Origin of the sequence: Photobacterium minamisatsumaniensis (assembly GCF_050336695.1) — a bacterium.
In the GTDB taxonomy this organism is placed as follows: Bacteria; Pseudomonadota; Gammaproteobacteria; order Enterobacterales; family Vibrionaceae; genus Photobacterium; species Photobacterium minamisatsumaniensis.
Map to the genome: position 1 here is coordinate 56,333 of NZ_JAKJSI010000013.1, position 26,882 is coordinate 83,214.

General features: G+C 46.2%; 31 protein-coding genes and 1 other RNA gene. 20 read left to right on the top strand and 12 right to left on the bottom strand.

What is annotated here, in order from left to right; all coding sequences use genetic code 11:
• Position 1: 1 nt before the first annotated feature.
• The 5 genes from lptA to L4D78_RS05180 are packed head-to-tail and all read right to left on the bottom strand — an operon-like array spanning position 2 to position 3,545.
• A complete protein-coding gene (gene lptA / locus L4D78_RS05160; protein WP_428465944.1) occupies positions 2–502 on the bottom strand; it encodes a lipopolysaccharide transport periplasmic protein LptA in 501 nt (166 codons plus the stop codon).
• Complete coding sequence (gene lptC, locus L4D78_RS05165) at positions 489–1,046, bottom strand: LPS export ABC transporter periplasmic protein LptC (RefSeq protein WP_428465945.1); 558 nt, start codon at positions 1,044–1,046, stop codon at positions 489–491. The genes lptA and lptC overlap by 14 nt, the downstream gene beginning before the upstream one ends.
• The gene (gene kdsC, locus L4D78_RS05170; protein WP_428465946.1) at positions 1,043–1,594 is read right to left on the bottom strand and encodes a 3-deoxy-manno-octulosonate-8-phosphatase KdsC; all 552 of its coding nucleotides are present in this window, start codon (positions 1,592–1,594) and stop codon (positions 1,043–1,045) included. The genes lptC and kdsC overlap by 4 nt, the downstream gene beginning before the upstream one ends.
• Positions 1,594–2,565, bottom strand: coding sequence for a KpsF/GutQ family sugar-phosphate isomerase (locus L4D78_RS05175; RefSeq protein WP_428465947.1), 972 nt, complete (start codon positions 2,563–2,565; stop codon positions 1,594–1,596). Before L4D78_RS05175 ends, kdsC begins: the two co-directional genes overlap by 1 nt.
• Before the next feature lie 14 nt (positions 2,566–2,579).
• Entirely contained in the window at positions 2,580–3,545 is a 966-nt protein-coding gene (locus tag L4D78_RS05180; RefSeq protein WP_428465948.1) for a calcium/sodium antiporter, read from the bottom strand.
• Between the two features lie 429 nt (positions 3,546–3,974).
• Here L4D78_RS05180 and mlaF point away from each other — a divergent pair, with 429 nt between their 5' ends.
• Genes mlaF through murA form a run of 7 tightly spaced genes read left to right on the top strand, consistent with a single transcriptional unit; the run spans position 3,975 to position 8,623 of the window.
• Positions 3,975–4,826, top strand: a complete 852-nt coding sequence (gene mlaF, locus L4D78_RS05185) for a phospholipid ABC transporter ATP-binding protein MlaF (protein WP_428465949.1) — start codon at positions 3,975–3,977, stop codon at positions 4,824–4,826.
• Positions 4,826–5,608 carry a lipid asymmetry maintenance ABC transporter permease subunit MlaE gene (mlaE, locus tag L4D78_RS05190; RefSeq protein WP_428465950.1) on the top strand — a complete coding sequence of 261 codons (783 nt, stop codon included), beginning with the start codon at positions 4,826–4,828 and terminating at the stop codon, positions 5,606–5,608. The genes mlaF and mlaE overlap by 1 nt, the downstream gene beginning before the upstream one ends.
• 36 nt (positions 5,609–5,644) lie before the next feature.
• Complete coding sequence (gene mlaD, locus L4D78_RS05195) at positions 5,645–6,121, top strand: outer membrane lipid asymmetry maintenance protein MlaD (RefSeq protein WP_428456772.1); 477 nt, start codon at positions 5,645–5,647, stop codon at positions 6,119–6,121.
• Between the two features lie 11 nt (positions 6,122–6,132).
• Positions 6,133–6,771 carry a phospholipid-binding protein MlaC gene (gene mlaC, locus L4D78_RS05200; protein WP_428465951.1) on the top strand — a complete coding sequence of 213 codons (639 nt, stop codon included), beginning with the start codon at positions 6,133–6,135 and terminating at the stop codon, positions 6,769–6,771.
• Positions 6,768–7,079 (top strand): STAS domain-containing protein, encoded by a 312-nt coding sequence (locus L4D78_RS05205; protein ID WP_428465952.1) that lies wholly within the window; start codon positions 6,768–6,770, stop codon positions 7,077–7,079. Before mlaC ends, L4D78_RS05205 begins: the two co-directional genes overlap by 4 nt.
• Positions 7,080–7,098: 19 nt before the next feature.
• Positions 7,099–7,356: a BolA family iron metabolism protein IbaG gene (ibaG, locus tag L4D78_RS05210; RefSeq protein ID WP_428465953.1), complete on the top strand. Its 258-nt coding sequence runs from the start codon at positions 7,099–7,101 to the stop codon at positions 7,354–7,356.
• A gap of 10 nt (positions 7,357–7,366) precedes the next feature.
• Positions 7,367–8,623 carry a UDP-N-acetylglucosamine 1-carboxyvinyltransferase gene (gene murA / locus L4D78_RS05215; protein ID WP_428466079.1) on the top strand — a complete coding sequence of 419 codons (1,257 nt, stop codon included), beginning with the start codon at positions 7,367–7,369 and terminating at the stop codon, positions 8,621–8,623.
• 72 nt (positions 8,624–8,695) lie between these two features.
• Here murA and degS read toward each other — a convergent pair whose 3' ends face one another.
• The 3 genes from degS to zapG form a co-directional block, all read right to left on the bottom strand.
• On the bottom strand, positions 8,696–9,763 hold the full coding sequence (gene degS, locus L4D78_RS05220; RefSeq protein WP_428465954.1) for an outer membrane-stress sensor serine endopeptidase DegS: 1,068 nt from the start codon (positions 9,761–9,763) through the stop codon (positions 8,696–8,698).
• Between the two features lie 153 nt (positions 9,764–9,916).
• Positions 9,917–11,284, bottom strand: coding sequence for a Do family serine endopeptidase (locus tag L4D78_RS05225; RefSeq protein ID WP_428465955.1), 1,368 nt, complete (start codon positions 11,282–11,284; stop codon positions 9,917–9,919).
• Between the two features lie 121 nt (positions 11,285–11,405).
• Positions 11,406–11,831, bottom strand: coding sequence for a Z-ring associated protein ZapG (gene zapG, locus L4D78_RS05230; RefSeq protein ID WP_428465956.1), 426 nt, complete (start codon positions 11,829–11,831; stop codon positions 11,406–11,408).
• A gap of 225 nt (positions 11,832–12,056) precedes the next feature.
• Here zapG and zapE point away from each other — a divergent pair, with 225 nt between their 5' ends.
• The 8 genes from zapE to sspB all read left to right on the top strand — a co-directional run bounded on the left by zapE (position 12,057) and on the right by sspB (position 18,505).
• Entirely contained in the window at positions 12,057–13,157 is a 1,101-nt protein-coding gene (zapE, locus tag L4D78_RS05235) for a cell division protein ZapE (RefSeq protein WP_428465957.1), read from the top strand.
• 273 nt (positions 13,158–13,430) lie between these two features.
• Positions 13,431–13,859: a 50S ribosomal protein L13 gene (gene rplM, locus L4D78_RS05240; RefSeq protein ID WP_428456763.1), complete on the top strand. Its 429-nt coding sequence runs from the start codon at positions 13,431–13,433 to the stop codon at positions 13,857–13,859.
• A gap of 15 nt (positions 13,860–13,874) precedes the next feature.
• Positions 13,875–14,267 (top strand): 30S ribosomal protein S9, encoded by a 393-nt coding sequence (gene rpsI / locus L4D78_RS05245; RefSeq protein ID WP_107300020.1) that lies wholly within the window; start codon positions 13,875–13,877, stop codon positions 14,265–14,267.
• A 421-nt stretch (positions 14,268–14,688) separates the two neighbouring features.
• Positions 14,689–15,279, top strand: a complete 591-nt coding sequence (gene petA / locus L4D78_RS05250) for a ubiquinol-cytochrome c reductase iron-sulfur subunit (RefSeq protein ID WP_428466080.1) — start codon at positions 14,689–14,691, stop codon at positions 15,277–15,279.
• Positions 15,279–16,544, top strand: a complete 1,266-nt coding sequence (locus L4D78_RS05255; protein ID WP_428456761.1) for a cytochrome b — start codon at positions 15,279–15,281, stop codon at positions 16,542–16,544. Before petA ends, L4D78_RS05255 begins: the two co-directional genes overlap by 1 nt.
• On the top strand, positions 16,541–17,278 hold the full coding sequence (locus L4D78_RS05260; protein WP_428465958.1) for a cytochrome c1: 738 nt from the start codon (positions 16,541–16,543) through the stop codon (positions 17,276–17,278). Before L4D78_RS05255 ends, L4D78_RS05260 begins: the two co-directional genes overlap by 4 nt.
• 85 nt (positions 17,279–17,363) lie before the next feature.
• Complete coding sequence (gene sspA / locus L4D78_RS05265) at positions 17,364–18,002, top strand: stringent starvation protein SspA (protein ID WP_428456759.1); 639 nt, start codon at positions 17,364–17,366, stop codon at positions 18,000–18,002.
• Entirely contained in the window at positions 18,002–18,505 is a 504-nt protein-coding gene (gene sspB, locus L4D78_RS05270; RefSeq protein WP_428465959.1) for a ClpXP protease specificity-enhancing factor, read from the top strand. The genes sspA and sspB overlap by 1 nt, the downstream gene beginning before the upstream one ends.
• Before the next feature lie 73 nt (positions 18,506–18,578).
• Here the strand turns inward: sspB and L4D78_RS05275 are convergent, their stop codons facing one another.
• Genes L4D78_RS05275 through L4D78_RS05290 form a run of 4 tightly spaced genes read right to left on the bottom strand, consistent with a single transcriptional unit; the run spans position 18,579 to position 21,930 of the window.
• Positions 18,579–19,133: a BON domain-containing protein gene (locus tag L4D78_RS05275; RefSeq protein ID WP_428465960.1), complete on the bottom strand. Its 555-nt coding sequence runs from the start codon at positions 19,131–19,133 to the stop codon at positions 18,579–18,581.
• An 18-nt stretch (positions 19,134–19,151) separates the two neighbouring features.
• Positions 19,152–19,742 carry a phosphoheptose isomerase gene (locus L4D78_RS05280; RefSeq protein ID WP_428465961.1) on the bottom strand — a complete coding sequence of 197 codons (591 nt, stop codon included), beginning with the start codon at positions 19,740–19,742 and terminating at the stop codon, positions 19,152–19,154.
• 3 nt (positions 19,743–19,745) lie between these two features.
• Entirely contained in the window at positions 19,746–20,123 is a 378-nt protein-coding gene (locus L4D78_RS05285; RefSeq protein ID WP_428466081.1) for a YraN family protein, read from the bottom strand.
• Positions 20,101–21,930 carry a penicillin-binding protein activator gene (locus L4D78_RS05290; RefSeq protein ID WP_428465962.1) on the bottom strand — a complete coding sequence of 610 codons (1,830 nt, stop codon included), beginning with the start codon at positions 21,928–21,930 and terminating at the stop codon, positions 20,101–20,103. The genes L4D78_RS05285 and L4D78_RS05290 overlap by 23 nt, the downstream gene beginning before the upstream one ends.
• Before the next feature lie 61 nt (positions 21,931–21,991).
• On the opposite strand from L4D78_RS05290, the gene rsmI reads away from it, so the two are divergent.
• The 5 genes from rsmI to L4D78_RS05315 all read left to right on the top strand — a co-directional run bounded on the left by rsmI (position 21,992) and on the right by L4D78_RS05315 (position 26,882).
• Positions 21,992–22,852 carry a 16S rRNA (cytidine(1402)-2'-O)-methyltransferase gene (gene rsmI, locus L4D78_RS05295; RefSeq protein WP_428456754.1) on the top strand — a complete coding sequence of 287 codons (861 nt, stop codon included), beginning with the start codon at positions 21,992–21,994 and terminating at the stop codon, positions 22,850–22,852.
• A 150-nt stretch (positions 22,853–23,002) separates the two neighbouring features.
• Positions 23,003–23,385, top strand: an RNA gene (gene rnpB / locus L4D78_RS05300) — RNase P RNA component class A.
• A gap of 453 nt (positions 23,386–23,838) precedes the next feature.
• Positions 23,839–24,786: a 16S rRNA (cytosine(1402)-N(4))-methyltransferase RsmH gene (gene rsmH / locus L4D78_RS05305; protein WP_428465963.1), complete on the top strand. Its 948-nt coding sequence runs from the start codon at positions 23,839–23,841 to the stop codon at positions 24,784–24,786.
• Entirely contained in the window at positions 24,783–25,103 is a 321-nt protein-coding gene (gene ftsL / locus L4D78_RS05310) for a cell division protein FtsL (protein ID WP_428465964.1), read from the top strand. The genes rsmH and ftsL overlap by 4 nt, the downstream gene beginning before the upstream one ends.
• A 9-nt stretch (positions 25,104–25,112) precedes the next feature.
• Positions 25,113–26,882 carry a penicillin-binding transpeptidase domain-containing protein gene (locus L4D78_RS05315; RefSeq protein WP_428465965.1) on the top strand — a complete coding sequence of 590 codons (1,770 nt, stop codon included), beginning with the start codon at positions 25,113–25,115 and terminating at the stop codon, positions 26,880–26,882.

Consider the following 26,882-nt stretch of genomic DNA (forward strand, 5'->3'; position numbering starts at 1 on the left):
ATTACTTCTTGTTTTGATTCATTTGGTTAGGCTGCAAGATGGTGGTTACACGTTTTTTCTTGCCACTCTCAGCAACGAGTTTTTGCTCGTCAATTTTGTAGCTAATAACCTTGCCTTGAATTTCACTACCATCCTGAATCAGAATGGCTTCGTCGGTCATTTTGAGGAATTCGATATCTGTTTCATAACGCATCTTCTTTGCTGCGCCGTCAATGGGTTTACCATCATCCATTAATTGGTGGAAGGTGGCTGGGTTGCCATAAGCATCAATGGCTTCTTTTCCTTCACCGCCTGGACGCGTGACAACCACTTTATCAGCTCGAATATCAATACTGCCCTGACGCAAGATGACATTACCAGTAAAAGTGACGATATTTTTTTGAATATCAAGTTCTTGGTTGTCTGAGTCGATATAAATAGGTTGCTCTGTATCGCTCTTTAAAGCCCAGCTAGAGGTGCTGATACAAAGGCAGAGCAAGGTCGTAATTTTATAAAGCTTCATATCTACCTTTCACATTTTTTAATAAGGTGGCGACGCTACGATCCATATTTCCTTTCATCCCCAACCCTTCATTTTGAAAAGCATCACCAGTAATGGTGACATGATCTGGGGTGTCAAAATCTTTACTAATAAGATCAAGGCGTAAGTTTTCAGTTTTTATTACTTTAACAGCAGACTCTGGTAATAAGTTGAAAATACGAACATTACCCGTCATTTGTAACACGTGGTTCTTATCTAGTCTGGCTGTGTTTGAGCTGATCCGCCATTCTGTTTCTGTCCCATCACGGTAGACCCACAATACGGGTTCAACAAAATCAGTATTACCACTATTACTAAAGTGCTCAAGGTAATTGGCATCGATTTGGTAACTGCGTAACCCTGATTGATTGAAAGCTGTGTTCACCACGCTTTTGCCTGTAAATATAGGCTTTTCTGTATCAGGCGCGACTTGAATATCTGCCTGCCAGTGCTTATCAAGCAGGTAGTAGCCAGTCCATGCACAGATCACAATGAGTAGTACATAGAGTAGCCTTTGTAAGGTCATATACTTAAGCCTTTATGTTTATCTAGCTCCCCTCTGGCCTCAAGGATTAAGTCACACACTTCACGCACGGCACCATAACCGCCCTGAATACGGGTGATAAAATCAGCACGGCGAGCCAAGAGAGGGTGGCCATCTGCCACACAAATAGACAGGCCAACTTTCTCCATAACCGGCCAGTCAATTAAATCATCGCCAATGTAAGCGGTGTGCTCAGGGGCGATGGATAGGGTGTTTACGATATCGTCATAGGCAGCCAGTTTATTGTCTTGCCCTTGATAGATATGTTGGATGCCCAGTGCCGACATTCGGTTTTCAACAATGGCTGATTTTCGCCCTGTGATGATGGCGATTTCAATGCCTGCACCCATCAGAGACTTTATGCCATAGCCGTCACGAGTGTGAAACGTTTTAAGTTCTTCACCATCGTTACCCATGTAGATGCGGCCATCTGAAAAAACGCCGTCGACATCGCAAATTAATAGCTTAATCTCTTTCGCTTTTACCATGTTCGATTGGCATACCGGGCCATACAATGTATCAACTTGCATTACATGACTCCCGCTTTGAGTAGATCGTGCATGTTCAGTGCCCCGACCAGTTTGCCATTTTCAGTGACCAGTAGGCCATTGATTTTTCGATCTTCCATCTGTTTTAAACCTTCAGCCGCCAGTAACTGTGGAGAAATAGTCGCAGGGTTTCTGGTCATCACTTCACCAATAGCGGTGTTGTGAATATCAATACGGCTATCCAGTAGGCGACGAAGATCGCCATCGGTGAAGATGCCAAGAAGCTGCTGGTTACTATCAATGATAGCCGTCATTCCCAAGCCTTTACGAGAGACTTCAAGAAGTGCATCTTTTATTGAGGCTTCTTCCTTTACGATAGGCAGGAAATCTCCGATATGCATAACATCGCTGATACGCATCAGCAACTTTCTGCCTAAAGCGCCACCGGGGTGGGAGAGAGCAAAGTCATCAGCGGTGAAGCCGCGTGATTCCATCAAGGCAATAGCGAGTGCATCCCCCATCGCTAATGTTGCCGTTGTGCTCGATGTTGGCGCTAAATTTAGCGGACAAGCTTCCTTTTCGACGGTGATCTGTAAATGGATTTGTGACAGTTTAGCCATGCTTGATTCAGGCTTACCTGTCATGCTGATCAATGGAATACCTAAACGTTTGATCACCGGTAGCAACGCCATGACTTCTGATGCTTCACCTGAATTCGAAATGGCCAATACGACGTCACCTTTTTTGACCATCCCTAAGTCGCCATGGCTAGCTTCTCCTGGGTGAACAAAGAAGGCGGGTGTGCCAGTACTTGCCAGCGTCGCAGCAATTTTGTTACCAATATGCCCTGACTTGCCCATGCCCATGACGATTACTTTGCCTGAGCAGCCTGCAATTAATTCACAGGCTTGAGTGAAACTACCGTTAATGTATTGGGTTAAGTTCAGTAGGGCTTTTGCTTCAATTTCAATAACTTTGCGGCCAAAAGCGCAAAAATCAAACGTATTAGACATAATAGGGCTCTCCGTTAAGCCGCTACATTATAAAACAGATAACCTTGATAGGCGATAAAGCAGGTAACGAGAATGCTACCTTCTAGACGATTGATTACTCGACTCTTTCCTAAAGCCATTATTACGAGCAAAATAGAAACCCCTAACATGACATAGTAGTCTCGTCCCATGGCAAATGGACTCAATGTTGAAGGGTTTAAAAGGCCAGGGATACCCATAACGGCCAACACATTGAAGACATTCGAACCGATGATATTACCGACAGCCATATCATCTTCACCTTTGTAGATGCTGGCGATAGAGGCGGCAAGTTCTGGAAGGCTGGTACCAATCGCAATGATTGTTAGACCGATAACAAGGTCGCTCATACCAAAATACTTGGCAATAGTGACAGCAGAATCAACCAGCATACTCGCGGCATAAGGCAGTAAGACAATACCAATAGCGACCCAAATTAATGCGGCTTTGTTGCTTACACCCTCAGGAATTTCTGATTCTTGTTCCTCAACCAGAGGATCACCCTCGGCTTTTGCTTGGCGGCTAATTTTGAGCATGGCGAGCAAGAAGATGATAAATAAAATAACCAGAAGCACCCCTTCATAGAAACCAAGGTAACTATCCCACAGTAATGCACCTGCGATTAAGGTGACGGCCATCATTAATGGCAATTCACGTCGGATGATCCCCGAGCTAATAGACAGCGGTTTTAGCATGGCGGTTAGGCCTAAGATAAGGGCGATATTCGCAATGTTCGATCCTAAGACATTGCCAATGGCGGTATCGGTTTTACCTTCAAGGGCTGCGGTGGCTGATACCATCATTTCAGGTGCCGATGACCCCATAGCAAGAATGGTCATACCGATAACCAGAGGGGCGACCCCGAGGTTCTTTGCAAGTGCTGCAGCACCATATACAAGTCGGTCTGCACTCCATACTAGTAATGCTAATCCGATACAAAGCAACACGATGGCTTCGAGCATGGTTATCCCTTATCTTTGTTATATTGATTGAATTAAAACATCATGGCTTTGCTGCCAATCTATTGGTGATTCAATGAGGTTAATCTTAAGTTAAGAGACTAATTTTGACGGTTCAGCCATAAAAAAGAAAGCAAAAGGCGTGATTAATTCATCAGAGCGAGCTGTTTTTTTCTTCTGGATTTTTGTTGCCAACAAACCCGTCAGTAATGACTCGAAAATGGGTGATAACTAGGAGTGTTGCGAGGCGGTTCCATAGGGAACGATTTCACATCGTAGTAAGAAATAACATACTTCTTACCGTCAATCTCTTGAGTTGGTTGCATAATCTACCTATGATCAATTAAAAGCTGTTAAATTATTAATTATACTAATTATTCCTTTTTATTGCTGAAAGCGAAGCTAGAGTCTAAAGAGCTATGTAGGGGGACTATGAAGCATACGGATGCGCTGGTGTCGATCCGGCACGTGACCTTCTCACGGGGGGAGCGAAAAATATTTGATGACGTTTCTCTGGATGTGCCCAAAGGTAAAATTACCGCCATTATGGGCCCTTCAGGCATCGGGAAAACAACGTTGTTGCGCTTAATCGGTGGGCAAATTCAACCCGATAGTGGTGAAATTTGGTTTGAAGACGGCAATATTCCAGCCTTAAAGCGGGCAGAGCTTTATCAGGCCCGGAAGAAAATGAGCATGCTATTTCAGTCTGGCGCTTTGTTTACAGACATGAATGTATTCGACAATGTGGCATTCCCATTGCGCGAACATACCGATTTACCGGAAGACTTGCTGCGCACTTTAGTCTTGCTGAAATTAGAATCTGTGGGATTACGTGGCGCCGCATTACTGATGCCAAATGAGCTTTCTGGCGGCATGGCTCGGCGTGCAGCACTTGCCCGTGCGATTGTGCTTGATCCAGAATTGATCATGTACGATGAACCTTTTGTTGGGCAGGACCCTATCACGATGGGGGTGCTTGTTAAGCTGATAAAGGACATGAACCAAGCGCTGGGTATTACATCGGTGATTGTATCCCATGATGTGCCAGAGGTAATGAGCATTGCCGATCATGTGTATTTGCTGTCAGGAGGGAAGATCATCGGTCAAGGTTCGCCTGAGCTGCTGCAACGAAACCCAGCCCCGAAAATTCGCCAATTTCTTGATGGCGATGCAGATGGCCCCGTACCGTTCCAATTTCCAGCCCAGCCGATTGAATCCGATCTGTTTGGATTGACTGGCTCTTATGGTGATGAGCAGAGCGACAGAAACAAGGTAGCGGATTAATGATATTGGATTTTATTGCCAAGCAAGGGCGTTGGGGCATCGAAAAGTGTCAAGCGACGGGGCGGGCAACCCTATTATTATATGGGGCGCTGGTGAGTCGTCCGCAGCCTAAAAAAATGTTCCCCCTTTTACTTAAGCAGCTGTATTCCGTTGGTGTGCTGTCTGTTGCGATTATCTTAGTATCAGGGTTATTTATCGGTATGGTTTTAAGCCTGCAAGGCTATATCGTACTTGTCGACTTTGGGGCAGAGACCAGCCTAGGTCAAATGGTTGCTCTGTCACTATTACGAGAGCTTGGGCCTGTAGTAACGGCTTTGCTCTTTGCTGGGCGGGCAGGCTCTGCCTTAACCGCTGAAATCGGGTTGATGAAAGCCACCGAGCAGCTTTCTAGCATGGAAATGATGGCGGTCGATCCGCTTCGTCGGGTCATTGCCCCCCGCTTTTGGGCTGGCGTGATTTCGATGCCGCTATTAACGATGTTGTTTTGCGCGGTAGGTATTTGGGGCGGGCAGCTGGTCGGGGTTGACTGGAAAGGGATTGACTACGGTAGCTTTTGGTCAGTGATGCAGTCATCTGTTGAGCTTGGCTACGATATCGGCAATAGCATTATAAAATCAGTGGTATTTGCCATTACAGTGACATGGATAGCGGTCTTTAACGGCTATGATGCCGTACCGACATCAGAAGGGATCAGCCGGGCGACAACGCGAACGGTCGTGAACTCGTCATTGGCAGTCTTGGGGTTGGACTTTGTCCTGACAGCCTTGATGTTTGGTAACTAAATAGGCCTTAAGGCTTTGAAAGTTAGGGAAGTTAAGATGCAGCAAATAAAAAAACTAGAATTATGGGTGGGTAGCTTTATCTTAGCAGGTATCGCCGCATTGCTCGTCTTGGTATTTAAGGTCGCGGATGTTCAAAACCTAGGTGGTAATGACTCTTATCAACTGAAAGCGCAATTTCATAATATTGGCGGTTTGAAAGTACGCTCTCCAATTAAAGTTGGTGGCGTGACTGTCGGTAAAATCACGGACATTACGCTTGATACTGAAAATTATATACCGGTTGTAACACTGTCAATCGAGACAAAGTACGGCTATTTCCCGGAAACAAGCTCTGCCGCGATTTTGACATCAGGGCTCTTGGGCGAGCAATACCTAGGCCTTGATCCAGGCTTTATTGATGATGATATTGAAATGCTGGGGGACGGTGATCTTATTGAAGATACGAAATCCGCATTAGTCTTAGAAGATATGATTGGCCAAGTGCTTTATAGCATTGGTGGTGATGGCGAGTAAGGAGACTTAAGATGAAGTTTGTGCGTTACGTAATGGTGTTGTTGGCTTGCTTGCCGTTGTTCTCAGTTGCGGCAGTAGACCAAAGTGATCCATATTTAATGATCAAGGCTGTTTCTGAAAAAACATTTTCGCGAATTAAAGCTGAGCAGCCACAAATTCAGCAAAACCCTGAGGCACTACGACGTGTTGTGAAAGAGGAGTTGCTCCCTTATATCAATACACGCTATGCCGCTTATAAAGTGCTGGGGCCGAATTTAAAGAAAACCAGTAAAACGCAGCGTAATGATTTTGTTGCTGCTTTTTCTGATTATTTGGTCGCTTCTTATGCTCAGGTACTGACTCAGTATACGGATCAAGATATTAAAGTGGAATCAGCAAAGTCGGTGCCAGCCGATCGAAGTATTGTTTCGGTGCGTGTCGACATTCTTGATACGAAGCGACCGCCTATTCGTTTGGATTTTAAGCTACGCAAAAATAAAAAATCCAATGAATGGCAGGGATTTGACATGGTTGCCGAAGGAGTCAGTATGATCTCGACCAAGCAAAGTGAATGGAGTGGACAACTCCGTAATCACGGTGTCGATGCTGTAACCAAAGATTTAAAAGTGCTAGCAGCCAAACCCATTCGCCGTGAGACAGAAAATCAATGAGTAAGCCAAAGATTGAGTGGCGAGTTCAGGAAAATGGCTATTATTGCTTGTCAGGAATATTGGAACGTGACACAGTTCCAGCTTTTTGGCAGCAAAATCATGAATGGATGCCCCAGGATTCTCAGGTTAAGCTCGATCTAGCAGCTTTAACTCGGGTCGATTCTGCCGGTATGGTGATGCTGCTGCATGTATACCAACAGCTCCGCCAAAATGGCGCCGAGCTGACATTATTGAATGTGCCAGAACAGCTAATAACTTTGCTACGCCTGAGCCATATCGAAACAATGTTAGCTGCTTGTGTTGATTGAGCAGCAAAGAGGATAGCTTGTGGAAATCTCAGAAATTAAACAAATTCTGGAAAATGCTTTAGAACTTGATGAAGTCATCGTAAAAAGCGATGGCAGCCACTACGAAGTCATCGCGGTTGGCACCATGTTCGACGGTATGAACCGTGTTAAAAAACAGCAGGCCATTTATGGTCCACTGATGGGACACATTGCTGCTAACGATATTCATGCGTTAAGCATCAAGACATTTACGCCTGATGAATGGGCGCGCGATAAAAAGTTGATGTCACTGTCCTAAGAGGTTAATGATGCAGAAGTTTCGAATCCAGGGCAGTGGCCCATTATGCGGCGAAGTCTCTATTTCTGGTGCTAAGAATGCAGCATTGCCAATTCTGTTTGCTGCTCTGCTGGCCGAAGAGCCAGTCGAGGTAGCAAATGTTCCTCAGTTGCGTGACATCGATACAACGATGGAGCTACTGAGCCGTTTAGGTGCGAAAGTGTCTCGTAATGGCTCTGTGCATGTCGATGCGGGACCAGTAAATGAATTCTGTGCGCCGTACGACTTAGTTAAGACCATGCGAGCGTCGATTTGGGCGCTCGGGCCACTAGTGGCTCGTTTTGGCCAAGGCCAAGTATCGCTTCCTGGTGGTTGTGCCATTGGTGCTCGTCCAGTTGATTTACACATTCATGGCCTAGAGCAATTAGGTGCAGAAATCACCTTGGAAGAAGGCTACGTTAAAGCTTCGGTTGATGGGCGCCTAAAAGGTGCACATATTGTTATGGACAAGGTCAGCGTTGGCGCGACAGTTACTATTATGTCGGCAGCAACCCTAGCTGAAGGCACGACAGTGATTGAGAATGCTGCGCGTGAGCCTGAAATCATCGACACGGCAGACTTCCTGAATACGTTAGGTGCGAAAATCACGGGAGCGGGTACTGACACCATCACAATTGAAGGTGTTGAGCGCTTAGGTGGTGGTTACCATGAAGTGGTTGCGGACCGTATTGAAACGGGGACATTCCTTGTTGCTGCTGCAGTTTCTGGCGGTAAGATTGTTTGTCGTAACACGCGCCCCTCATTGCTTGAAGCTGCTCTGGCTAAGCTAGAGGAAGCGGGAGCAAAAGTTGAGACTGGTGACGATTGGATCAGCCTTGATATGACGGATCGTGAGCTTAAAGCGGTGAATATCCGTACCGCGCCGCACCCAGGTTTCCCGACCGACATGCAAGCACAGTTCTCACTCTTAAATTTGATGGCAAAAGGCACTGGGATCATTACTGAAACGATTTTTGAAAATCGTTTTATGCATATTCCTGAGTTGATCCGTATGGGCGCTCATGCTGAAATTGAAGGTAATACCGTGATTTGTGGTGATACTGACGGTTTAAGTGGTGCACAAGTGATGGCAACAGACTTACGAGCTTCGGCTAGCCTTGTGATTGCTGGTAGCATCGCAGAAGGTGAGACGATTGTTGATCGTATTTATCATATCGACCGTGGTTATGAACATATTGAAGATAAGTTCAGCGCCCTAGGTATGAAGATTGAACGCTTTCGCGATTAATCGCCGTTCTTGCTAACGTGTTTATAAGAAGCCTCGCATTGCGAGGCTTTTTTTATACGTTTGACCCGTTAATTAATAATCATTAGGTTCATCACCTATCAACACGGTTAGCGAAACGGGCTGGCCGTTACGTAATACTTTCATTTCCACGTTGGTACCAGGGCGTAGCTCTGTCACGATATCGAGTACATTACGGCGGTCAGTGACACGTTTACCGTCTACTTCGATAAGAATATCTTGTACTTTAAAGCCTGCACCTGCAGCGGGGCCATTTGGATCCATGCCCATCACAATGATTCCGCTAACTTGGTCTGCATCATAAAGGCGGGCCATTACGGGGTTGATATCACGCGCTTCAATACCAATGTAGCCGCGAATGACGCGCCCATCGGCAATCAACTTATTCATGATTTTATGCGTCAATTCATACGGAATCGCGAATGAGATGCCATAGGTTTCGATATCTGTTGCTTGTTGAAAAGAAGCCGTATTGATCCCAACGAGTTCACCTCGGGTATTGACCAGTGCACCACCTGAGTTACCTTCGTTGATTGCCGCATCGGTTTGCAGGAAATCTTGGCGGCCATAAAAACTCATACCAGAGCGACCAGTGGCAGAAATTATGCCGTAAGTGGTTGTTTGTCCTAGGTTGTACGGGTTGCCGATAGCTAATACGACGTCACCGACAGCAGGTTTATATTGTGGATTCAAAGGAATGACAGGCAAATTGTCAGCTTGAATTTTAAGTACTGCTAAGTCAGTGCGTTGATCTTTACCGATAAGTTGAGCGGTTAAAATTCGACCATCTTGTAATGCAACAATTACCTGATCGGCCTCAGCAACAACATGATAATTCGTCATGATGTAACCTTTATCGCTCATGATCACACCAGAGCCCAGTCCCTGAGTGCTGAGTTTTAACCGGTCTTCCGCATTGTAACGGCGGTTGTATATATTAACGACTGCGGGTGATGCTCTTCGTACGGCATAATTGAACGAGATTTGAGTTTGAGCTGGCTCTAATGGCGTGAGTACTGCTGGGGTATGGAGCACCTGAGTGCGGAGGTTGGGAAACAGAACAAGCAAGGCAATGGCTGTGACGACACCAATAATGATGGATCGACGAAAAAAAGCCAGCATGAACGCACCCCTGAAATAAACCACCTAGTATCATTGTGAGGGTATCATTACCATCACCAGATACCAAATTTCGTTGTATTTTGTTGAATGCAGGGGGAAGAGGTGCTGTGGGGGGAAATGGCTGGGCACGTTGGCCCAGCAAATGATCAAACGTTAGCGAATTATCAAGTAAAGTACGCTGTTATTACGCTGAACTTCAAGGGCAAGTACATTCGGTTGCGCTTCAAGTTCTTTCCTTAACTCGCCTAAATTACTGACGGTTTGGCGATTGACGCCGAGAATGATGTCGTCTTTGAGTAAGCCGTAGCGGGCTGCCATCGAGTCTTTTAGTAGGCTGGTGACTTTTACTCCCTTCACTTCATCTGTATCAGTTGTGTTGCTGAACTCCGCACCCGCAAGCCCTGGATGAAGGTTATCGGCTTTAACTTTATTTTGGGTGGCTTCTTGTAGTGTTACCTTAACGGTTTTCTCTTTACCATCACGAATTAAACCAAGTGTGGTTTGTTTGCCTGCCCCAAGTGTCGCTATTTTTGCACGCAGTTCACCAAACGTTCTAATTTGCTTCCCGTTAACCGAGACAATAATATCACCAGCCTTTAGCCCTGCTTTTTCCGCTGCTGATGCTGGCATGACTTGATTGACAAATGCACCGAGGTTAGTTTCATAACCAAAGGCTTCTGCGAGTTCAGAGGTTAATTCACCACCTTGCACACCCAGTACGCCTCGTTTGACTTCGCCAAACTCTAAAATTTGCTCTGTGAGGTTACGTACCATATTCACGGGGATGGCAAAACCGATCCCGACGTTACCGCCATTTGGGCCAAGAATAGCGGTGTTTATCCCAACGAGCTCACCATTAAGGTTGACGAGTGCACCACCAGAGTTACCGCTATTAATAGCCGCATCGGTTTGAATAAAGTTTTCGAAGTTCTCGAGATTCAAGCCACTTCGGCCTAGGGCTGAAATAATACCGGATGTGACTGTTTGGCCAAGACCAAACGGGTTACCAATGGCGAGAGCAAAATCCCCTACACGTAACTGATCGGAATCGGCTAGTTTTATTTCGGTGAGATTGGTTGTTTCTTTAAGTTTGAGTAATGCAATATCTGACATCTTATCGCTGCCGATCAGCTCTGCCTTAAGTTCTCGTCCATCATGAAGTTGCACCATGATTTTATCTGCGCCACCAATCACATGGTGGTTGGTAACGATATAGCCTTTATCAGCATCGACGATAACCCCAGAGCCGAGGCCTCGGAAAGGGCGCTCTCTCACTTGTTCTTCAGGGAACTCTGGGCCGAAAAAGAACCGGAAGGAGTCGGGCAGGCGCTGCTTTGAGACTTGCTTACCTTCAACTGCAATCGTCACAACGGCAGGGGTTACTTGTTCTAGCATTGGAGCAAGGCTAGGTAGCTGTTGATTATTCGCTATTTGAGGAAGGGCGGCGGTAGCTGTTAATGGGGTAATAACAGAACTGATGCCGAGTGCTAGGGCACTGAATATAAGCAAAGGTTTTTTCATTATTACTAAACTCCGATTTTCAAGTCATAAAGCAGGTATCGCTAGATAGCTGAATTGCCTGCTATAAGTGAGACTTGAAAACCGGTGTTTAGTTCATAAGAAATAAGACATTAACGATGTGCTAGCTTGCTTTCGGGGTTTCTACAACAGGCTCTGGCTCATCTTTAAGCAGGCCTGTTGCACCGTTAGCGTAGTCACGAGGCTGATCTTGAGCTTCATTAGCAAGCTCTTTGACTGCTGAAAGTTTACTTACTCGAGGTGAGAAAGGGTTATCTTGCTCAGGTAAGTTTGGCATTAGCTCGGTAGAGGTCTTTGACATGTGATCGTAGAGCTTGCTGTAGTCTTTGGCGATATTTTCTAAAAGCTCAGAGCTTTGTGCAAAGTGATCAACCAAATCCTGACGGAATTGCTCAAGTTCGTATTTTGACTTTTCTAAGTCTTTTTTCAGTTCTTTTTGCTGTTTTAGACCTTTATTGCCCAGTCGAGTAGCGAAGGCACCGATAGCCGCACCCACAATAAAGATAAGAAGCGCATAAAACCAAGTCATGAATAACTCCTTTTGACTCAATAAAAACAGGGGAAGGCTAATTTCCTCAGACATAACTGAGGGGGAATTATAGCCAATATATGACACCCTTGTTGTACACCATTGAGAATTAATTGGCGCTGAATAATCGCCAAATAAATCGTATTTGTATAGTTACTATACATGCTCAATCGCTAGCGTGGTACTATCGAAACAAAGGAAAGGAGAATAATGAGGCACGTGAGGATGACGCCGCAACAAAAATACCAGCAAGATCTCAAACGCCCGGATTTTTATGCCGATAATGCGCAAGCCATGGCGGTTCGCCATCTTGAAGATCTATATCAACGCCTATTATTACCTCCCGAGGTTCCCCAAAAATCGCTTTTCTCCCGCTGGTTTAAGCGAGAGAGCACCGACGTTGTCACCCCCGAAAAAGGGCTGTATTTCTGGGGCGGTGTAGGCAGAGGTAAAACATATTTGGTTGATACGTTTTTCGATTGCCTCCCAACCGAACGAAAAATGCGAGTGCACTTTCACCGCTTTATGCATCGAGTCCATCATGAAATGCAGCAACTGGGACAGCAAGCCGATCCTCTGGAAGTCGTTGCAGATCGGTTTAAGCTTGAAACGGATATTATCTGCTTTGATGAGTTCTTTGTCTCGGACATTACCGATGCCATGATTTTAGGTACGCTGTTTGATGCCCTGTTCCGTCGCGGTATTACCTTAGTGGCAACATCAAATATTCCGCCGGACGAGCTATATCGTAATGGGTTGCAGCGCGCGCGCTTTCTTCCTGCTATTGCATTGATTAACACACATTGCGAGGTGGTAAATGTTGATTCAGGTGTTGACTATAGGTTGCGGACATTAGAGCAGGCTGAGATCTATCACTCTCCATTGGATAGCCAAGCCGAACAAAACCTGCTGCATTACTTTGAGCAACTCACGGTAGAGCCAAGAACCGAAGGAAAGGCGATTGAAATCAACCATCGTATGCTGCCAACCCGGCATGAGGCGGATGGGGTGGTCCATTTTGATTTCGCAACGTTATGCCAAACGGCACGTAGCCAATCAGACTACATGGAGATCGCTCAGCTTTACCATACGGTGCTGTTGTCAGATGTTCGGCAGATGGGAGAACAAGAGAGTGATGCCGCTCGTCGTTTTATTGCATTAGTTGATGAATTTTATGAGCGAAACGTCAAACTCATTATTTCAGCGGAAAGCGGGTGGGAGCACTTATACCAAGGGCAACGGTTGGCGTTTGAATTTAAGCGTTGTTGCTCAAGGTTGGTGGAAATGCAAAGCCATGACTATTTAGCCTTGCCACATTTAGGTTAACCCCCTTTATTTCTCTTAAATAGAGAGTAAAAGAGGGGAGTAAAGAAACGCGAATGAAGGTTAAAACCAAAAGAAGAGAAAAAAACGCATTTTTTTTTGAAAAAAAGGTGATTTTTTCTCCACCCTTCCCTATAATCTTGCGACCCACCGTACCTGTGTCGGCGAAAGCCGGGAGCACCAACCGCTCGAAGGGGTGATGACTGGGCTCTGAACAGAGGGAGCGCTTCGGCGCTCCTGTGAAGTGAAACTATTTAATTTTGGGTAATAATTAGCATGAAAACTTTCGTTGCTAAACCAGAAACTGTAAAACGTGACTGGTATGTTGTTGACGCTGAAGGTAAAACTCTTGGCCGTCTAGCAACTGAAATCGCATCTCGTCTACGTGGTAAGCATAAGCCGGAGTATACTCCGCACGTTGACACTGGTGACTACATTGTAGTTATCAACGCTGAAAAAGTAGCTGTAACTGGCGCTAAGAAGACTGACAAAATGTACTACCACCACACTGGTTACATCGGTGGTATTAAGTCAATCAGCTTCGAGAAGCTTATCGATAAGAAGCCAGAAATGGTTATCGAAACTGCTGTTAAAGGCATGCTTCCTAAAGGTCCTCTAGGCCGTGCTATGTACCGTAAGCTTAAGGTTTACGCAGGTACTGAGCACAATCATGCTGCACAGCAGCCTAAAGTTCTAGACATCTAATTGGGGAAGATGACAATGGCAGAGAATCAATACTACGGCACTGGTCGCCGCAAAAGCTCAGCTGCTCGCGTTTTCATTAAACCGGGTACTGGCAACATCGTAATCAATAAGCGCAGCATCGAAGAATACTTCGGTCGCGAAACTGCTCGCATGGTTGTTCGTCAGCCACTAGAGCTAGTTGAAATGATTGAAAAACTAGATCTATACATCACTGTTAAAGGTGGTGGTATTACTGGTCAATCTGGTGCTATCCGTCACGGTATCACTCGTGCTCTTATGGAATACGATGAAACTCTACGTCCAGCACTACGCGCAGCGGGTTATGTAACTCGTGATGCACGTAAAGTTGAGCGTAAGAAAGTCGGTCTACGTAAAGCACGTCGTCGTCCACAGTTCTCTAAGCGTTAATATTACGCTCCAGAATGTATGTTCTGGAAAACTGTGTGCAAAAAGCTCAACCTTCGGGTTGGGCTTTTTTTATGCGCCTCTCTTTTTAATGTTATTTCTATCACAAGCCAGTAACAAGGTTGGGTTCTATTCCCGTTATAAATTTGCTTGTCCCTCCCTCGTATTCCCCTGTAATCACATCGATTAACCGTGTGTTTTGTTGTTATTAATAACAAAAAGAACATACCTCTCACATTTGTTGCGAAAAGGTAGCTTTATCTTGTCAAAAAGTGGGCTTTTCTTTATCATTTGGTGCGATAAATAACGGTTTTAGAATGACCTGATCTGTTATTTTTTTTTCTGTTGAAAGTTAGCCGTAAGCTCCAGGGACGCACAAGGACATAATAAAAATCCAGAGCGGGAGCACATGGGAGAATGTTGGATGAGCAATGCGCCAGTAAGTAACGGCCGACGCCGCTTCCTAACTGCGACGACTTCGGTTGTTGGAGGCTTAGGTGCAGCCGCTGTAGCCGTGCCTTTTATCAAATCTTGGAACCCGAGCGCGAGAGCAAAAGCCGCCGGTGCACCAGTAGAAGTTGATATCAGTAAGTTGGAAGATGGCCAGATGGTTCGCGTCGAGTGGCGAGGGAAGCCTGTTTGGGTTGTCCGCCGTAGCGATGCAATTTTAGAAGAGTTGGGTGGCCATGATGGCCAGCTTCGTGATCCGTCATCGGCGGAACCGCAGCAACCTGAATATGCCCAAAATAAATATCGTTCAGTTAAACCTGAAATCTTTTTAGCCGTTGGGATTTGTACCCACCTAGGCTGTTCCCCTACCTATTTACCCGACACCTTTAATGAGCAAGTCAGCGGTGTAACGGCAGGCTTTTTCTGCCCATGTCATGGCTCTAAGTTTGATTTGGCAGGTCGCGTATTTGCAGGGGTTCCGGCACCACTTAACTTGGTCGTGCCGCCTCACACATTCCTGGATGATAATACCATTCTGGTTGGTGTCGATGAGGAGATAGCTTAATGGAAGGGTTACTCGGTTGGATTGAAAAACGTTTGCCAGTGATGGATGCTTATAAAAAGCATCTATCTGAATACCCAATGCCAAAAAACTTTAACTTTTGGTATATCTTTGGTTCCCTCGCCATGTTGGTGCTGGTAAACCAGTTAGTAACCGGTGTTTGGCTAACCATGAACTATGTACCATCTGGCGATGGTGCTTTTGCCTCCGTGGAATACATCATGCGTGATGTTGAATACGGGTGGTTGTTGCGATATATGCACTCAACGGGCGCTTCTGCGTTCTTTATTGTTGTGTATCTGCATATGTTCCGTGGCCTGATTTATGGGTCATATCAAAAGCCGCGCGAGTTATTATGGCTGTTTGGTATGTTGATTTTCTTAGTACTGATGGCTGAAGCCTTTATGGGCTACCTACTTCCTTGGGGACAGATGTCTTACTGGGGCGCACAGGTAATTATTTCGCTATTTGGTGCTATTCCTGTTATCGGTGATGACTTAACACTATGGATTCGTGGTGATTATGTTATTTCCGGTGCAACGCTGAACCGTTTCTTCGCATTGCATGTTATAGCGCTGCCTATCGTGTTGCTTTTACTTATTGTTCTACATGTATTGGCACTGCACGAAGTTGGGTCTAACAACCCTGATGGTATCGATACTAAGCTACCGAAAGGCAGTAAAGGGGAGGGGTACAAGACACAATTCCCGTTCCATAAGCAGTACAGCGGCAAATATGACATCATCGATTCTATCCCGTTCCACCCTTATGGCACGGTGAAAGATATGGTGGGGGTAGCAGTCTTCTTATTCTTCTTCTGCTACGTGCTGTTCTTTAATCCAGAGATGGGCGGTTATTTCCTTGAGCCACCAAACTTTGAAGCGGCTAACCCATTAAAGACACCAGAGCATATCGCCCCAGTATGGTACTTCACACCATTCTACGCCATATTGCGTGCTGTTCCTGATAAGTTACTTGGTGTTGTTGCCATGGGTGCATCGATTGTTGTGCTATTCCTGCTGCCGTGGCTCGACCGCTGTAAAGTGCGTTCTTACCGTTACCGTAGCAAGCTGCACCTGATCAACATTGTTCAGTTCACTATCAGCTTCATTGCTTTAGGTGTGTTAGGTGCGCTACCCGCGACACCAACGTACACCCTCATGGCGCAGATTTTCAGCTTGGGCTATTTCATGTTCTTCGTTTTACTGTATTTCTACAGTAAAAATGAAGCAACCAAACCATTACCAGAGAGGGTGACATTCAAATGAAAACATTGATTGTAATGCTATTTGCCCTGTTGCCATCTCTGTCAATGGCGGCAGGCCCAGCAGTACCATTGGATGCGGCAAACAATGATTTATCTGATAAGGCATCGTTGCAGCGTGGTGCACAAACGTTCATGAACTATTGCTTTGCATGTCATGCGACGCAATATCAACGTTATGAGCGTGTTGCAACGGATTTAGATATTCCGGCGGATCTTATGAGAGAACATATGATCTTTAACCCGGAGGCTAAAATCGGTGAGCTAATGCTGAATGCTATTCCTACTGAATATGCAGCCGCTTCATTTGGTGCACCAGCACCGGATCTCACCATGGTGGCGCGTGTTCGAGGCACTGACTGGCTATATACCTATCTTCGTTCTTTTTATGCGGATCCAAGCCGACCATTTGGGGTAAATAATGTTGTTTTCCCAAGTGTCGGTATGCCTCACGTATTGGAAGAGCTTCAAGGTGTACCTACTAAAGTGTATGAAACGCGTCTGATCGATGGTGTTGAAACACAGGTGTATGTGGGTATTGAGTCAGACGGTACTGGTGAGTTGAATAAAGAAGAATATGACGAGGTTGTTCGTGATCTTGTTAATTTCCTCGATTACTCAGCAGAACCAATGAAACTTGAACGCCAGCGCATGGGTTATTGGGTACTGGGCTTTATTGCTGTGTTCTTTGTACTAACATTACTGTTGAAGAAAGAATATTGGCGTGATGTCCACTGATCAGGTAATCTAGTGGGTTAGGATCTCGCAATGGGGGCAGGCGCCCCCATTGCTTTTTATGTATTTAAGTATACTGGAGGGGTTAATGGCTGTTGCTGCCAATAAACGCTCTGTGATGACTCTGTATTCTGATGCTTCGGACATCTACAGCCATCAGGTGCGTATCGTACTAGCAGAGAAAGGTGTTAGCGTTGAAATTGAGCTGGTTGATCCAAACAACTTGCCAGAAGATTTGCTTGACCTGAACCCGTACAACTCAGTGCCAACCCTGGTTGACCGTGAGCTTGCACTTTACCAAGCAAGTATCATTATGGAGTACTTGGATGAGCGTTTCCCTCATCCACCACTGATGCCTGTTTACCCTGTTGCTCGTGGTAACAGCCGTCTGATGATGTACCGTGTTGAACGTAACTGGTACACCCTTGCTGAGAAAGTGAACAAGGGTACAGCAGACGAAGCTGAGAAGGCGCGCAAGCAACTTCGTGAAGAACTATTGGCTCTAGCACCTGTATTTGCTGAATTCCCATACTTTATGAGTGATGAATTCAGTTTAGTTGATTGCTACCTTGCTCCGTTATTATGGCGTTTGCCTGAAATGGGCATTGAGCTAACAGGTGCAGGTTCAAAAGAAGTGAAAGCTTATATGACTCGTGTATTCGAACGCGATTCATTCTTAGCATCACTGACTGAAGCAGAGCGCGAAATGCGTTTGGCTGGAAAGTAATGGATATGGAAAACATGACGCCGCGCCGCCCGTATTTGCTGCGCGCGTTTTACGATTGGCTGGTGGACAATGATTTGACGCCACATTTAGTGGTTGATGCCACTTTGCCAGGCGTAAAAGTACCTATGGAGTTTGTTAGTGACGGCCAGATCGTGCTGAACATTGCTCCTCGTGCAGTCGGTAACCTAGAACTTGGCAATGAAGCTGTTAGCTTCAGTGCCCGTTTTAGTGGCCGTCCGCATACGGTGATCGTCCCTCTATATGCTGCTCTGGCAGTTTATGCCCGTGAAAACGGTGCAGGTACTATGTTTGAACCTGAAGCGGCTTATACGACAGAGATGTCTGATATTGTCGAGTTTGATGGTGAAGATGATGATTTTGAAGAACAACCGGTAGAAACACTTTCGCCTGTGGCGGAAGTAACGGAAGTGATCTCAGAATCTACGCCAGACGATGAACCACCTCGACCTCGCGGGCGACCAAGCCTAAGAGTTGTGAAGTAGCATTCATCGCTTTCTTGCATAAAAAACGCAGCCTAGGCTGCGTTTTTTTTTATCTGTTATTACATTTTATTCTTTACTGTGGATACTCAAATACCCTAACCACTTTTTTTACCCCAGACACATTACGAGCGATCTCTGTGGCAATGTCGGCTTGCTCTCGAGTAATATAACCCAGAAGGTACACTTCCTTTCCTTCTGTGATCACCTTAATGGTTGCATCCCGTAATTGTTTACTACCGATAAGCTGTGTCTTCACTTTTGTTGTCAGCCAGCCATCACTACTGACTTCGCCAAGTTGTGGTAATGGCCGAATTTGCAGCTGGTTATAAACCGTATTAACGTTCTTGAGTTCTCTTACCTGCTGTTCGAGCTGCTGGCTTGTGCCCTTATCAACACTCTGACCGACAAGTAGCACCTTACCTTCTACAGAAACCGTATTCACTCGCGCTTTTTGTTGAAATGGAGGTTTATTGGCCAGTCCGGCGATCTCCATTTCAATTTGTTGGTCATGCCATTGCTGGGTGGTTGTCCGCGTGTCGGCGGGATTAATCATTGAGCATGCTTGAAGCGTCAGGGCTAAAAATGCGATAAAAAAAGAACGCCAACTTATGCTGCTTACCGTTTTCATGCCACTATCCTTGTTTAATTAACCTTCATGCTGAGGGAATAAGACTTTATCTATTAAGTCACACAAGCAATGTACGGTGAGTAGGTGCCCTTCCTGAATACGGGCAGTACGTTGAGATGGGATCCGAATTTCAACGTCTTGAATACCCAGTAGGCCTGCCATTTCACCACCATCTTTACCCGTAAGGGCAATGATGGTCATATCACGTGTTAATGCCGCTTCCATGGCTTTTATGATGTTCTTACTGTTACCACTGGTCGAAAGCACAAAAAGAATATCACCGGCCTGACCCAGAGCGCGTACCTGCTTGGAGAAGACTTCATCATGGTGATAATCATTAGCGACAGCGGTTAGCGTCGTGGTATCTGCCGTCAGCGACAGTGCGGGTAGGCTAGGGCGTTCAGTCTCAAAGCGATTGATCAAACATGATGCAAAATGTTGAGAGTTGGCCGCTGAGCCGCCATTACCACAGCTGAGGATTTTATTGCCATTGAGCAGGCTCTGCACCATGACCTGAGCTGCCTGCGACATGACCTCGGGTAGAGCTTCCGCAGCGGCAATTTGGGTTTGGATGCTTTCGGTGAAACTTTCTTTAATGCTCTCTAGCATGGATTAACCTTCAACTAGGGTATTGGTAAACCAATCGATTTTAGGGTGTTGTGCTCCTTCGATAGAGACAACATCAAATCGAAATTCAGTGTGTTCAATGGCATGGCCATTTTTTTTCAGCCAAAACAATGCGGCACGTTTTAGTCGCTGTTGTTTCCGCCAGTTTACCGCTTCTGCGGCTGAACCGTAATGGTTGTTTTTACGGAATTTTACTTCGATAAATACCCAGCAGGATTTATCGCGCATGATCAGGTCAATTTCACCACTGCGGCATTGAAAGTTTTTGGCACAAGAAATTAAACCATGGCGGCAGAGGAACTGCTCTGCCATGGCTTCGTAAGCTTGTCCTTGCTGCCGCTTATTGAGTTGGCTCAATCCCATCCCCTGAGAAAACGGCCCAGCTAAGTTGACGCTGGATAACGCATTCTTCATCAAGGCTTAGCTGACCGGTTTTACCTTGCGTTGTGTAGTTATTCACAACACGCATTTGTGGTAATTCCGCAATCATCTTATACGCGTCCATCCCAAAGGCATGAAGGCGCAAATCGGTATTTCTAGAGTTTGGCCAAAGTTCATCATAATGCGACATAAAGTTATGGTCGGCATTTATTAGAAGTGGAATATCACTAAACTCAATACCACGCAGTTCACTGGTATCGCCAGAGCGATCAGGGTAGCTACGCGAGCTTGCATAAAGTGCTGGTGGTTGAACTCCAGGGTTTATTGCAACCTCGATAAATGGCTTAAGCAAGGTTAGCTCATTCATATTAGCAATGAGGTAAACCGCATCAGTATCCCGTCGGCTACGAGGCTGAGCTTCAAGTTCGATACCAAGCAGCTGTTGCATTTGAGTGTTCCGCGACTGGCTTTCTGTTAGGCCAAAGACGGCAGCAATTTCCTGCTGGATTTGCTTACGGGAGCTAAATTGTTGACTGGTTGGTGTTTTACCGGTTAATTGTTGCCATTGCTCAGTGAACGCATCGCCGACCCGTCGACCAAAGTTGTTGCTCGGGGCTAAGACCATCGGTGATTGGTGACCTTTGGCGAATAAATGGCGGGCGGCCTGCTCGGCTTCTTGCTCAGGTGAAAGTGCGAAGTAACACGCATTTCCCTGAGTCATATTGGTCTGCTCAGGCTCATTTAGCGCAAGCAAAGTGATATTACCTTGGTTAACTTGCTGGAACTCCGTAATTTTATCTTTACGAAGCGGGCCTATCACTAATTCAACGCCATCTTGCTCAAGCTTAGCCATAATGCTGGTAATTGGCTCGGCTTCTGTATCGTAGACCGCAAGTTCAGTATTTGCGTCACGGCCACTGTCGTCGAGCATCGCGTTTATAAAACCATCGCGAACGGCTTTGCCTGATTTTTCATGGCGGCCTGATAGCGGTAGAAGTAGGGCAACATTGTTCAACTGGGCTATTTCTAGCGCCATAATCGCCTCAAGCTCCGCGGGTAAATATTGGTTAGCTGGATGGTAAGGGTTATTTGCTAACCAGTCTTCAACCATGGTCTTAAGTTTGGCTGGACGTTGGGAGTAGGTGTTTTTTAGGACACTTAACTGAATCCAGCCTCGTAGGACGGTTTCACTGTCATTAAGTGTGACCGTTTGTAGCTGATTATTGTTATAATTAGCCAGATCACGCCACACGTTTTGCCAGTTAGCTGCTTTTTGTTCACTCTTTAAATACTGATCGAGTGCTGTTCGCTCTCGAGCAGCTTTGAGTGGCTGAGCTGATTGTGCATACAGTTCTGCTCGAAGCATGTGATAGCGCAAGTACTGGCTGTCAGCGAGTGTCCACCATGGTTGGAAGTTAAGTGTTGCCAAAGCTTCCTTCGGTTGGCCTTGTTGGTAACGCAACGTAGCACGTGCGAGTTGCCATTCAGCCATTTGAAGGGAATCCATCGACATACGACTCAGGCGGTTAGCTTGTTGCTCTGCCTGGGCCCACCGGCCTTCTTTGATAAATGCTTTTAAGGCAAAGATATGCCAGTTAACACTTTCAGCTCCTTCACTTGCTTCAGCTTTGATTAAATAATCAGCCGCACTTTCAGAGGCAGCTGCTGTAATATCAGTGGCCACGACTTGCTGTTGGTTAGGCGCACTACAGCCAGCCAAAATCACAGCAAGGGCTACAGGTGCTAACAGTCGTGATACACTTTTACGCTTATGGGTAAAATTGAGCATTGAATTCATTCAACTGTGACAAATTACTCTCTATATTAATTGCAGATGAGATCTTAGACAAATGAGTGAGACCAATTCATGCACGGTAGATGTCGCAACTTTGTACATCGTACCTACACCAATCGGTAATTTGGGCGACATTACACAGCGTGCATTGGATGTATTAGCAAATGTGGATCTAATTGCCGCAGAAGATACTCGCCATACATCACGCTTGTTAACCCATTTTTCGATCTCGACCCGCACCTTTGCGCTTCACGATCATAACGAGCAGCAAAAAGCTGACTATCTGATCGAAAAACTTCAAGCTGGTACAAGCATAGCCTTAGTATCGGATGCCGGTACACCGCTGATCAGTGATCCAGGATACCACCTTGTAAACCGTTGTCGTCAGGCGGGTGTTAAAGTTGTTCCTCTTCCTGGGCCATGCGCTGTGATTACTGCGTTGAGTGGTGCGGGTCTGCCATCAGATCGCTTTAGTTTTGAAGGTTTTTTACCGCCAAAAAGTAAAGGCCGACGTGATCGTTTCCAAGCGCTGGCTGATGATGAGCGAACAATGATTTTTTATGAATCTCCGCACCGGATCACAGATTCGCTTGCAGACATGCTGGCGGTACTGGGACCTGAACGTCAAGTTGTATTGGCGCGAGAGCTAACCAAAACGTTCGAGACAATTCATGGCGCACCGCTTGGCGAGTTAATTGACTGGTTGGGAGAAGACAGTAACCGTACCCGTGGTGAGATGGTTTTGCTGGTTGCGGGTCACCGTGCAGAAAAAGAAGACTTGCCCGCTGATGCATTACGTACCGTGACGTTGTTAGTCAAAGAGCTACCCCTTAAAAAAGCGGCGGCATTGGCGGCTGAAATCCATGGTGTAAAGAAAAATGCGCTATACAAGTGGGGCCTAGATAACCTCGATTAAAGCGGTTGCGATGATAAAGATAGGGGCTTGTATGCCTATTGACCTGTCGACCATTGCTGTTTGAGTCAGGTTGTTGACTTTTTAACCGCTCCTGAGTGTTGTTAGACTTTTCACTGGTAACTGTGACCTGAGTCAGATAGAATCTGCCCCGGAGTTGGCCAAGGTAATCGCTGCTTTATCGATATCTCTAGGGGTATTGATGGAGGGGAGGAAAGTCCGGGCTCCAAAGGGCAGGGTGCCAGATAACGTCTGGGGGGCGCGAGCCCACGACCAGTGCAGCAGAGAGTAAACCGCCGATGGCTCGCTTGCGAGAACAGGTAAGGGTGAAAGGGTGCGGTAAGAGCGCACCGCGCGACTAGTAATAGTTCGTGGCACGGTAAACTCCACCCGGAGCAAGACCAAATAGGTCCCTAATGGCGTGGCCCGCGTTGGGGACGGGTAGGTTGCTTGAGCCTGTGAGCGATTGCAGGCCTAGATGAATGGTTACCACCGCGTAAGCGGGACAGAACCCGGCTCATCGGCCAACTCCCCTACTTAAGTATAAAAGGTGATGTGGTACTGCATATTTTGCTGTATCGCATCACCTTTTGTCGTTTCTGGGCAACCATTTTTGCACCACATACCGATACAAAAGATGAAGAGATGCCTGTCACATCAGGTTTCAGTAAGTTTGGTGTTATATTCAACAGGCTTCTATTCTAAGATCAATCAGGTAAGTTGATGTTGGGGATTTACCGCAATACTGGCCTCAAAGACTGATATTGAACTGCGCCAATATCAATTGATTGTTAGAAATGCGGTCTCCTGCTTGACATCTTTTTTGTCAAATACGTACACTTTGCGGTGGGATTTTTGAAAAATGCTGTGAGAACGTTGTCTTAATAGCATAAGTTGATGAATTTCCTTCCTAATACATTTTTGTGCTGAAATGCTCTCGCTATTTGTAGAGGGTTTTAGCTAGCTTCACTAGAGCTGAATTAATAGTTATGTCTGAACAGTTTGAGCACGTCTCGGTTTTACTTCATGAATCAGTGGATGGCCTAGCCATTAAACCTGATGGAATTTATATTGATGGTACTTTTGGCCGTGGTGGTCATAGCCGTCTGATCCTGTCTCAGCTCGGAGAAAATGGGCGTCTTTATGGTATTGACCGCGATCCACAGGCAATAGCAGAAGCGCAAACCATCGATGATCCTCGCTTTAGTATCATCCACGGCCCTTTTTCGGGCATGGAAAAGTACATGGAAGAACGCGATCTTATCGGGCGTGTTGACGGTGTGCTGCTTGACCTTGGCGTATCATCACCGCAGTTAGATGATGCAGAGCGTGGCTTTAGCTTTATGCGTGACGGCCCACTAGATATGCGTATGGATCCAACATCCGGTATTCCCGCTTCGGAATGGCTAGCAGAAGCTGAAGCTGATGACATTGCATGGGTACTGAAAGAGTTTGGTGAAGAGCGCTTCGCGAAACGTATTGCCCGTGGCATTGTTGCTCATCGTGAAAACCCAGAGAATGAACCACTGACCCGTACAACCCAATTGGCAAAACTGATTGCGGAAGTCTCACCGTTTAAAGATCGTCATAAGCACCCTGCTACACGTAGCTTCCAAGCGATCCGTATTTATATCAACAGTGAACTGGACGAGATTGATACTGCACTTCATGGTGCGATGAACGTACTTGCACCTGAAGGGCGTTTATCTGTGATTAGCTTCCATTCTCTGGAAGATCGTATGGTTAAGCGTTTTATCCGTAAGCAGAGTAAAGGGCCTGAAGTACCAGCCGGTCTTCCTTTGACTGAGGATCAAATTAAGGCATTGGGCACAGCCTCGATGAAAACAATAAGCAAAGCCATTAAGCCTTCTCAGGGTGAAGTGAGCGGCAATGCGCGTTCTCGTAGTTCAGTTCTACGCTTGGCTGAACGGGTATGAGCCAAACACCGGAACCGACCAAAAATCTTGCCCACCTGATAGGACACGATTTATTGTCTGTTGGGCGTGTGCCTTTGGTGTTACTGGTTCTGGTGTTAACCTCGGCTATGGGAGTGGTGTTAATTACCCACCACTCTCGCCAATTAATCGCTCAGCAGGAACTGTTGTTGATCGAGCGCGATCAACTCGATATTGAATGGCGTAATCAAATTCTGGAAGAGAACTCGCTTGCTGAACATAGTCGTATAGAGCGATTGGCAGAGCAAGAACTGGAAATGAGACGACCATCGAGAGACAGTGAAGTCATAGTGCAGTAACGAGTTTTGATGAATTTATTTAAACGTTCAGCCAAACAGAACCAACGTCGCCAGAAAGCGCCACCGGCATTTATTCCGTGGCGCTTTGGTATTATATGCGCCTGTATTATGTTGGCTTTAGCCGCGCTGATTGGCCGTTCGGCATATATCCAAGTATTAGAGCCGGGCAAGTTGATCCAAGAAGGCGATTTACGCTCTTTACGGGTTAAAGCGATGCCCTCTGCTCGCGGCATCATTTCTGATCGAAATGATGAGCAACTTGCCGTTAGTGTACCTGTCCAGGCGGTGTGGGCTGATCCGGTTCAGATCTATAAAAATGGCGGTATTACACAAACCGAACGCTGGCATGCACTTGCTGATGTGTTGGGGCTTGATCGTAAAAGATTACTCGAACGTTTAGAGCAGAACAAAAAGCGTCGCTTTATATATTTACAGCGGCAAGTTAGCCCAGCTATGGCTGCCTATGTTGGTCGACTCAAGTTACCCGGTGTTGGCTTAAAAGATGAATCCCGGCGTTTTTATCCATCTGGTGAGGTTAGTGCCCATTTGATTGGAGTGACGGGTATTGATAGTCATGGTTTAGAGGGCGTTGAGCGAACTTATGACGGTTGGCTTACTGGCGAGCCTGGCCGACGCACGGTACGTAAAGACCGTTATGGACGGGTTGTTGAAAATATCTCTCTTCAAAAGCGTGAACCAGGCAAGCCATTGAATTTAAGTATTGATCAGCGTTTGCAGGCTGTGGCCTACCGGGCGGTAAAACAGGCCATCACTGACTATCAAGCAACATCTGCGACCATTATTATGGCTGATGTGCAGACTGGTGAAATCCTTGCCATGGTTAATGCGCCATCTTATAACCCGAATAATCGCGCACAATTGCAGAATTATCGGATGCGTAACCGCTCCATTACCGATGCGATGGAGCCGGGTTCGACGATCAAGCCGTTTATTGTCTTAGCTGCAATGGAAAATGGCGTGGCAGACGAAGATACCATTATTGATACTGGTAATGGCCTGATGCAAGTCGGCGGTAGCCGAGTCCGTGACGTTTCACGTGTAGGTAAAGCCAATCTGAGCAAAATCCTCCAGAAATCGAGTAATATCGGGGTGAGTAAACTTTCGCTTGCCATGCCAATCGATGCTGTATTAGGCATGTATAGCAGCGTTGGGCTTGGTGATGCCTCGGGGATAAACCTGATTGGTGAAGCACAGGGCTTCTTCCCCGACAGGCGTCGATGGTCAGATTTTGAGCGTGCAACCCTGTCATTTGGTTATGGCATATCTGTTACCCCAATCCAGTTAGTGCGTGCTTACGCCACGTTGGGTGCTATGGGGGTAAACCGTCCTCTTTCAATTTTGAAAACGGAAGATGTGGTGCCTGGGCGTCAGGTCGTGTCGACAGAAAACACCCGAAAGCTGCTTAATATGCTGGAAACGGTTACCCATAAAGGCGGCAGTGCGGTTCGTGCTGCAGTACCTGGGTATCGTGTTGGCGCCAAAACAGGTACTGCTGTAAAAGCCGCTGCGGGTGGTTATAGTGATGAATACATCGCGATGACAGCGGGCTTAGCACCGATTAGTGATCCCCGCTTGGCGATGGTGGTGGTAGTGAATGAACCTCAAGGTGACAAATACTACGGGGGATTAATTGCGGCACCTATTTTTTCTGAAGTAATGAAAAGTGCGCTGCAAATATTGAACATTCCGCCAGATGCTGGCACCCGCGAAGAATTAAATATTGTGAACCGTAGAGACAAGGCAAATGCCGGTACTTAA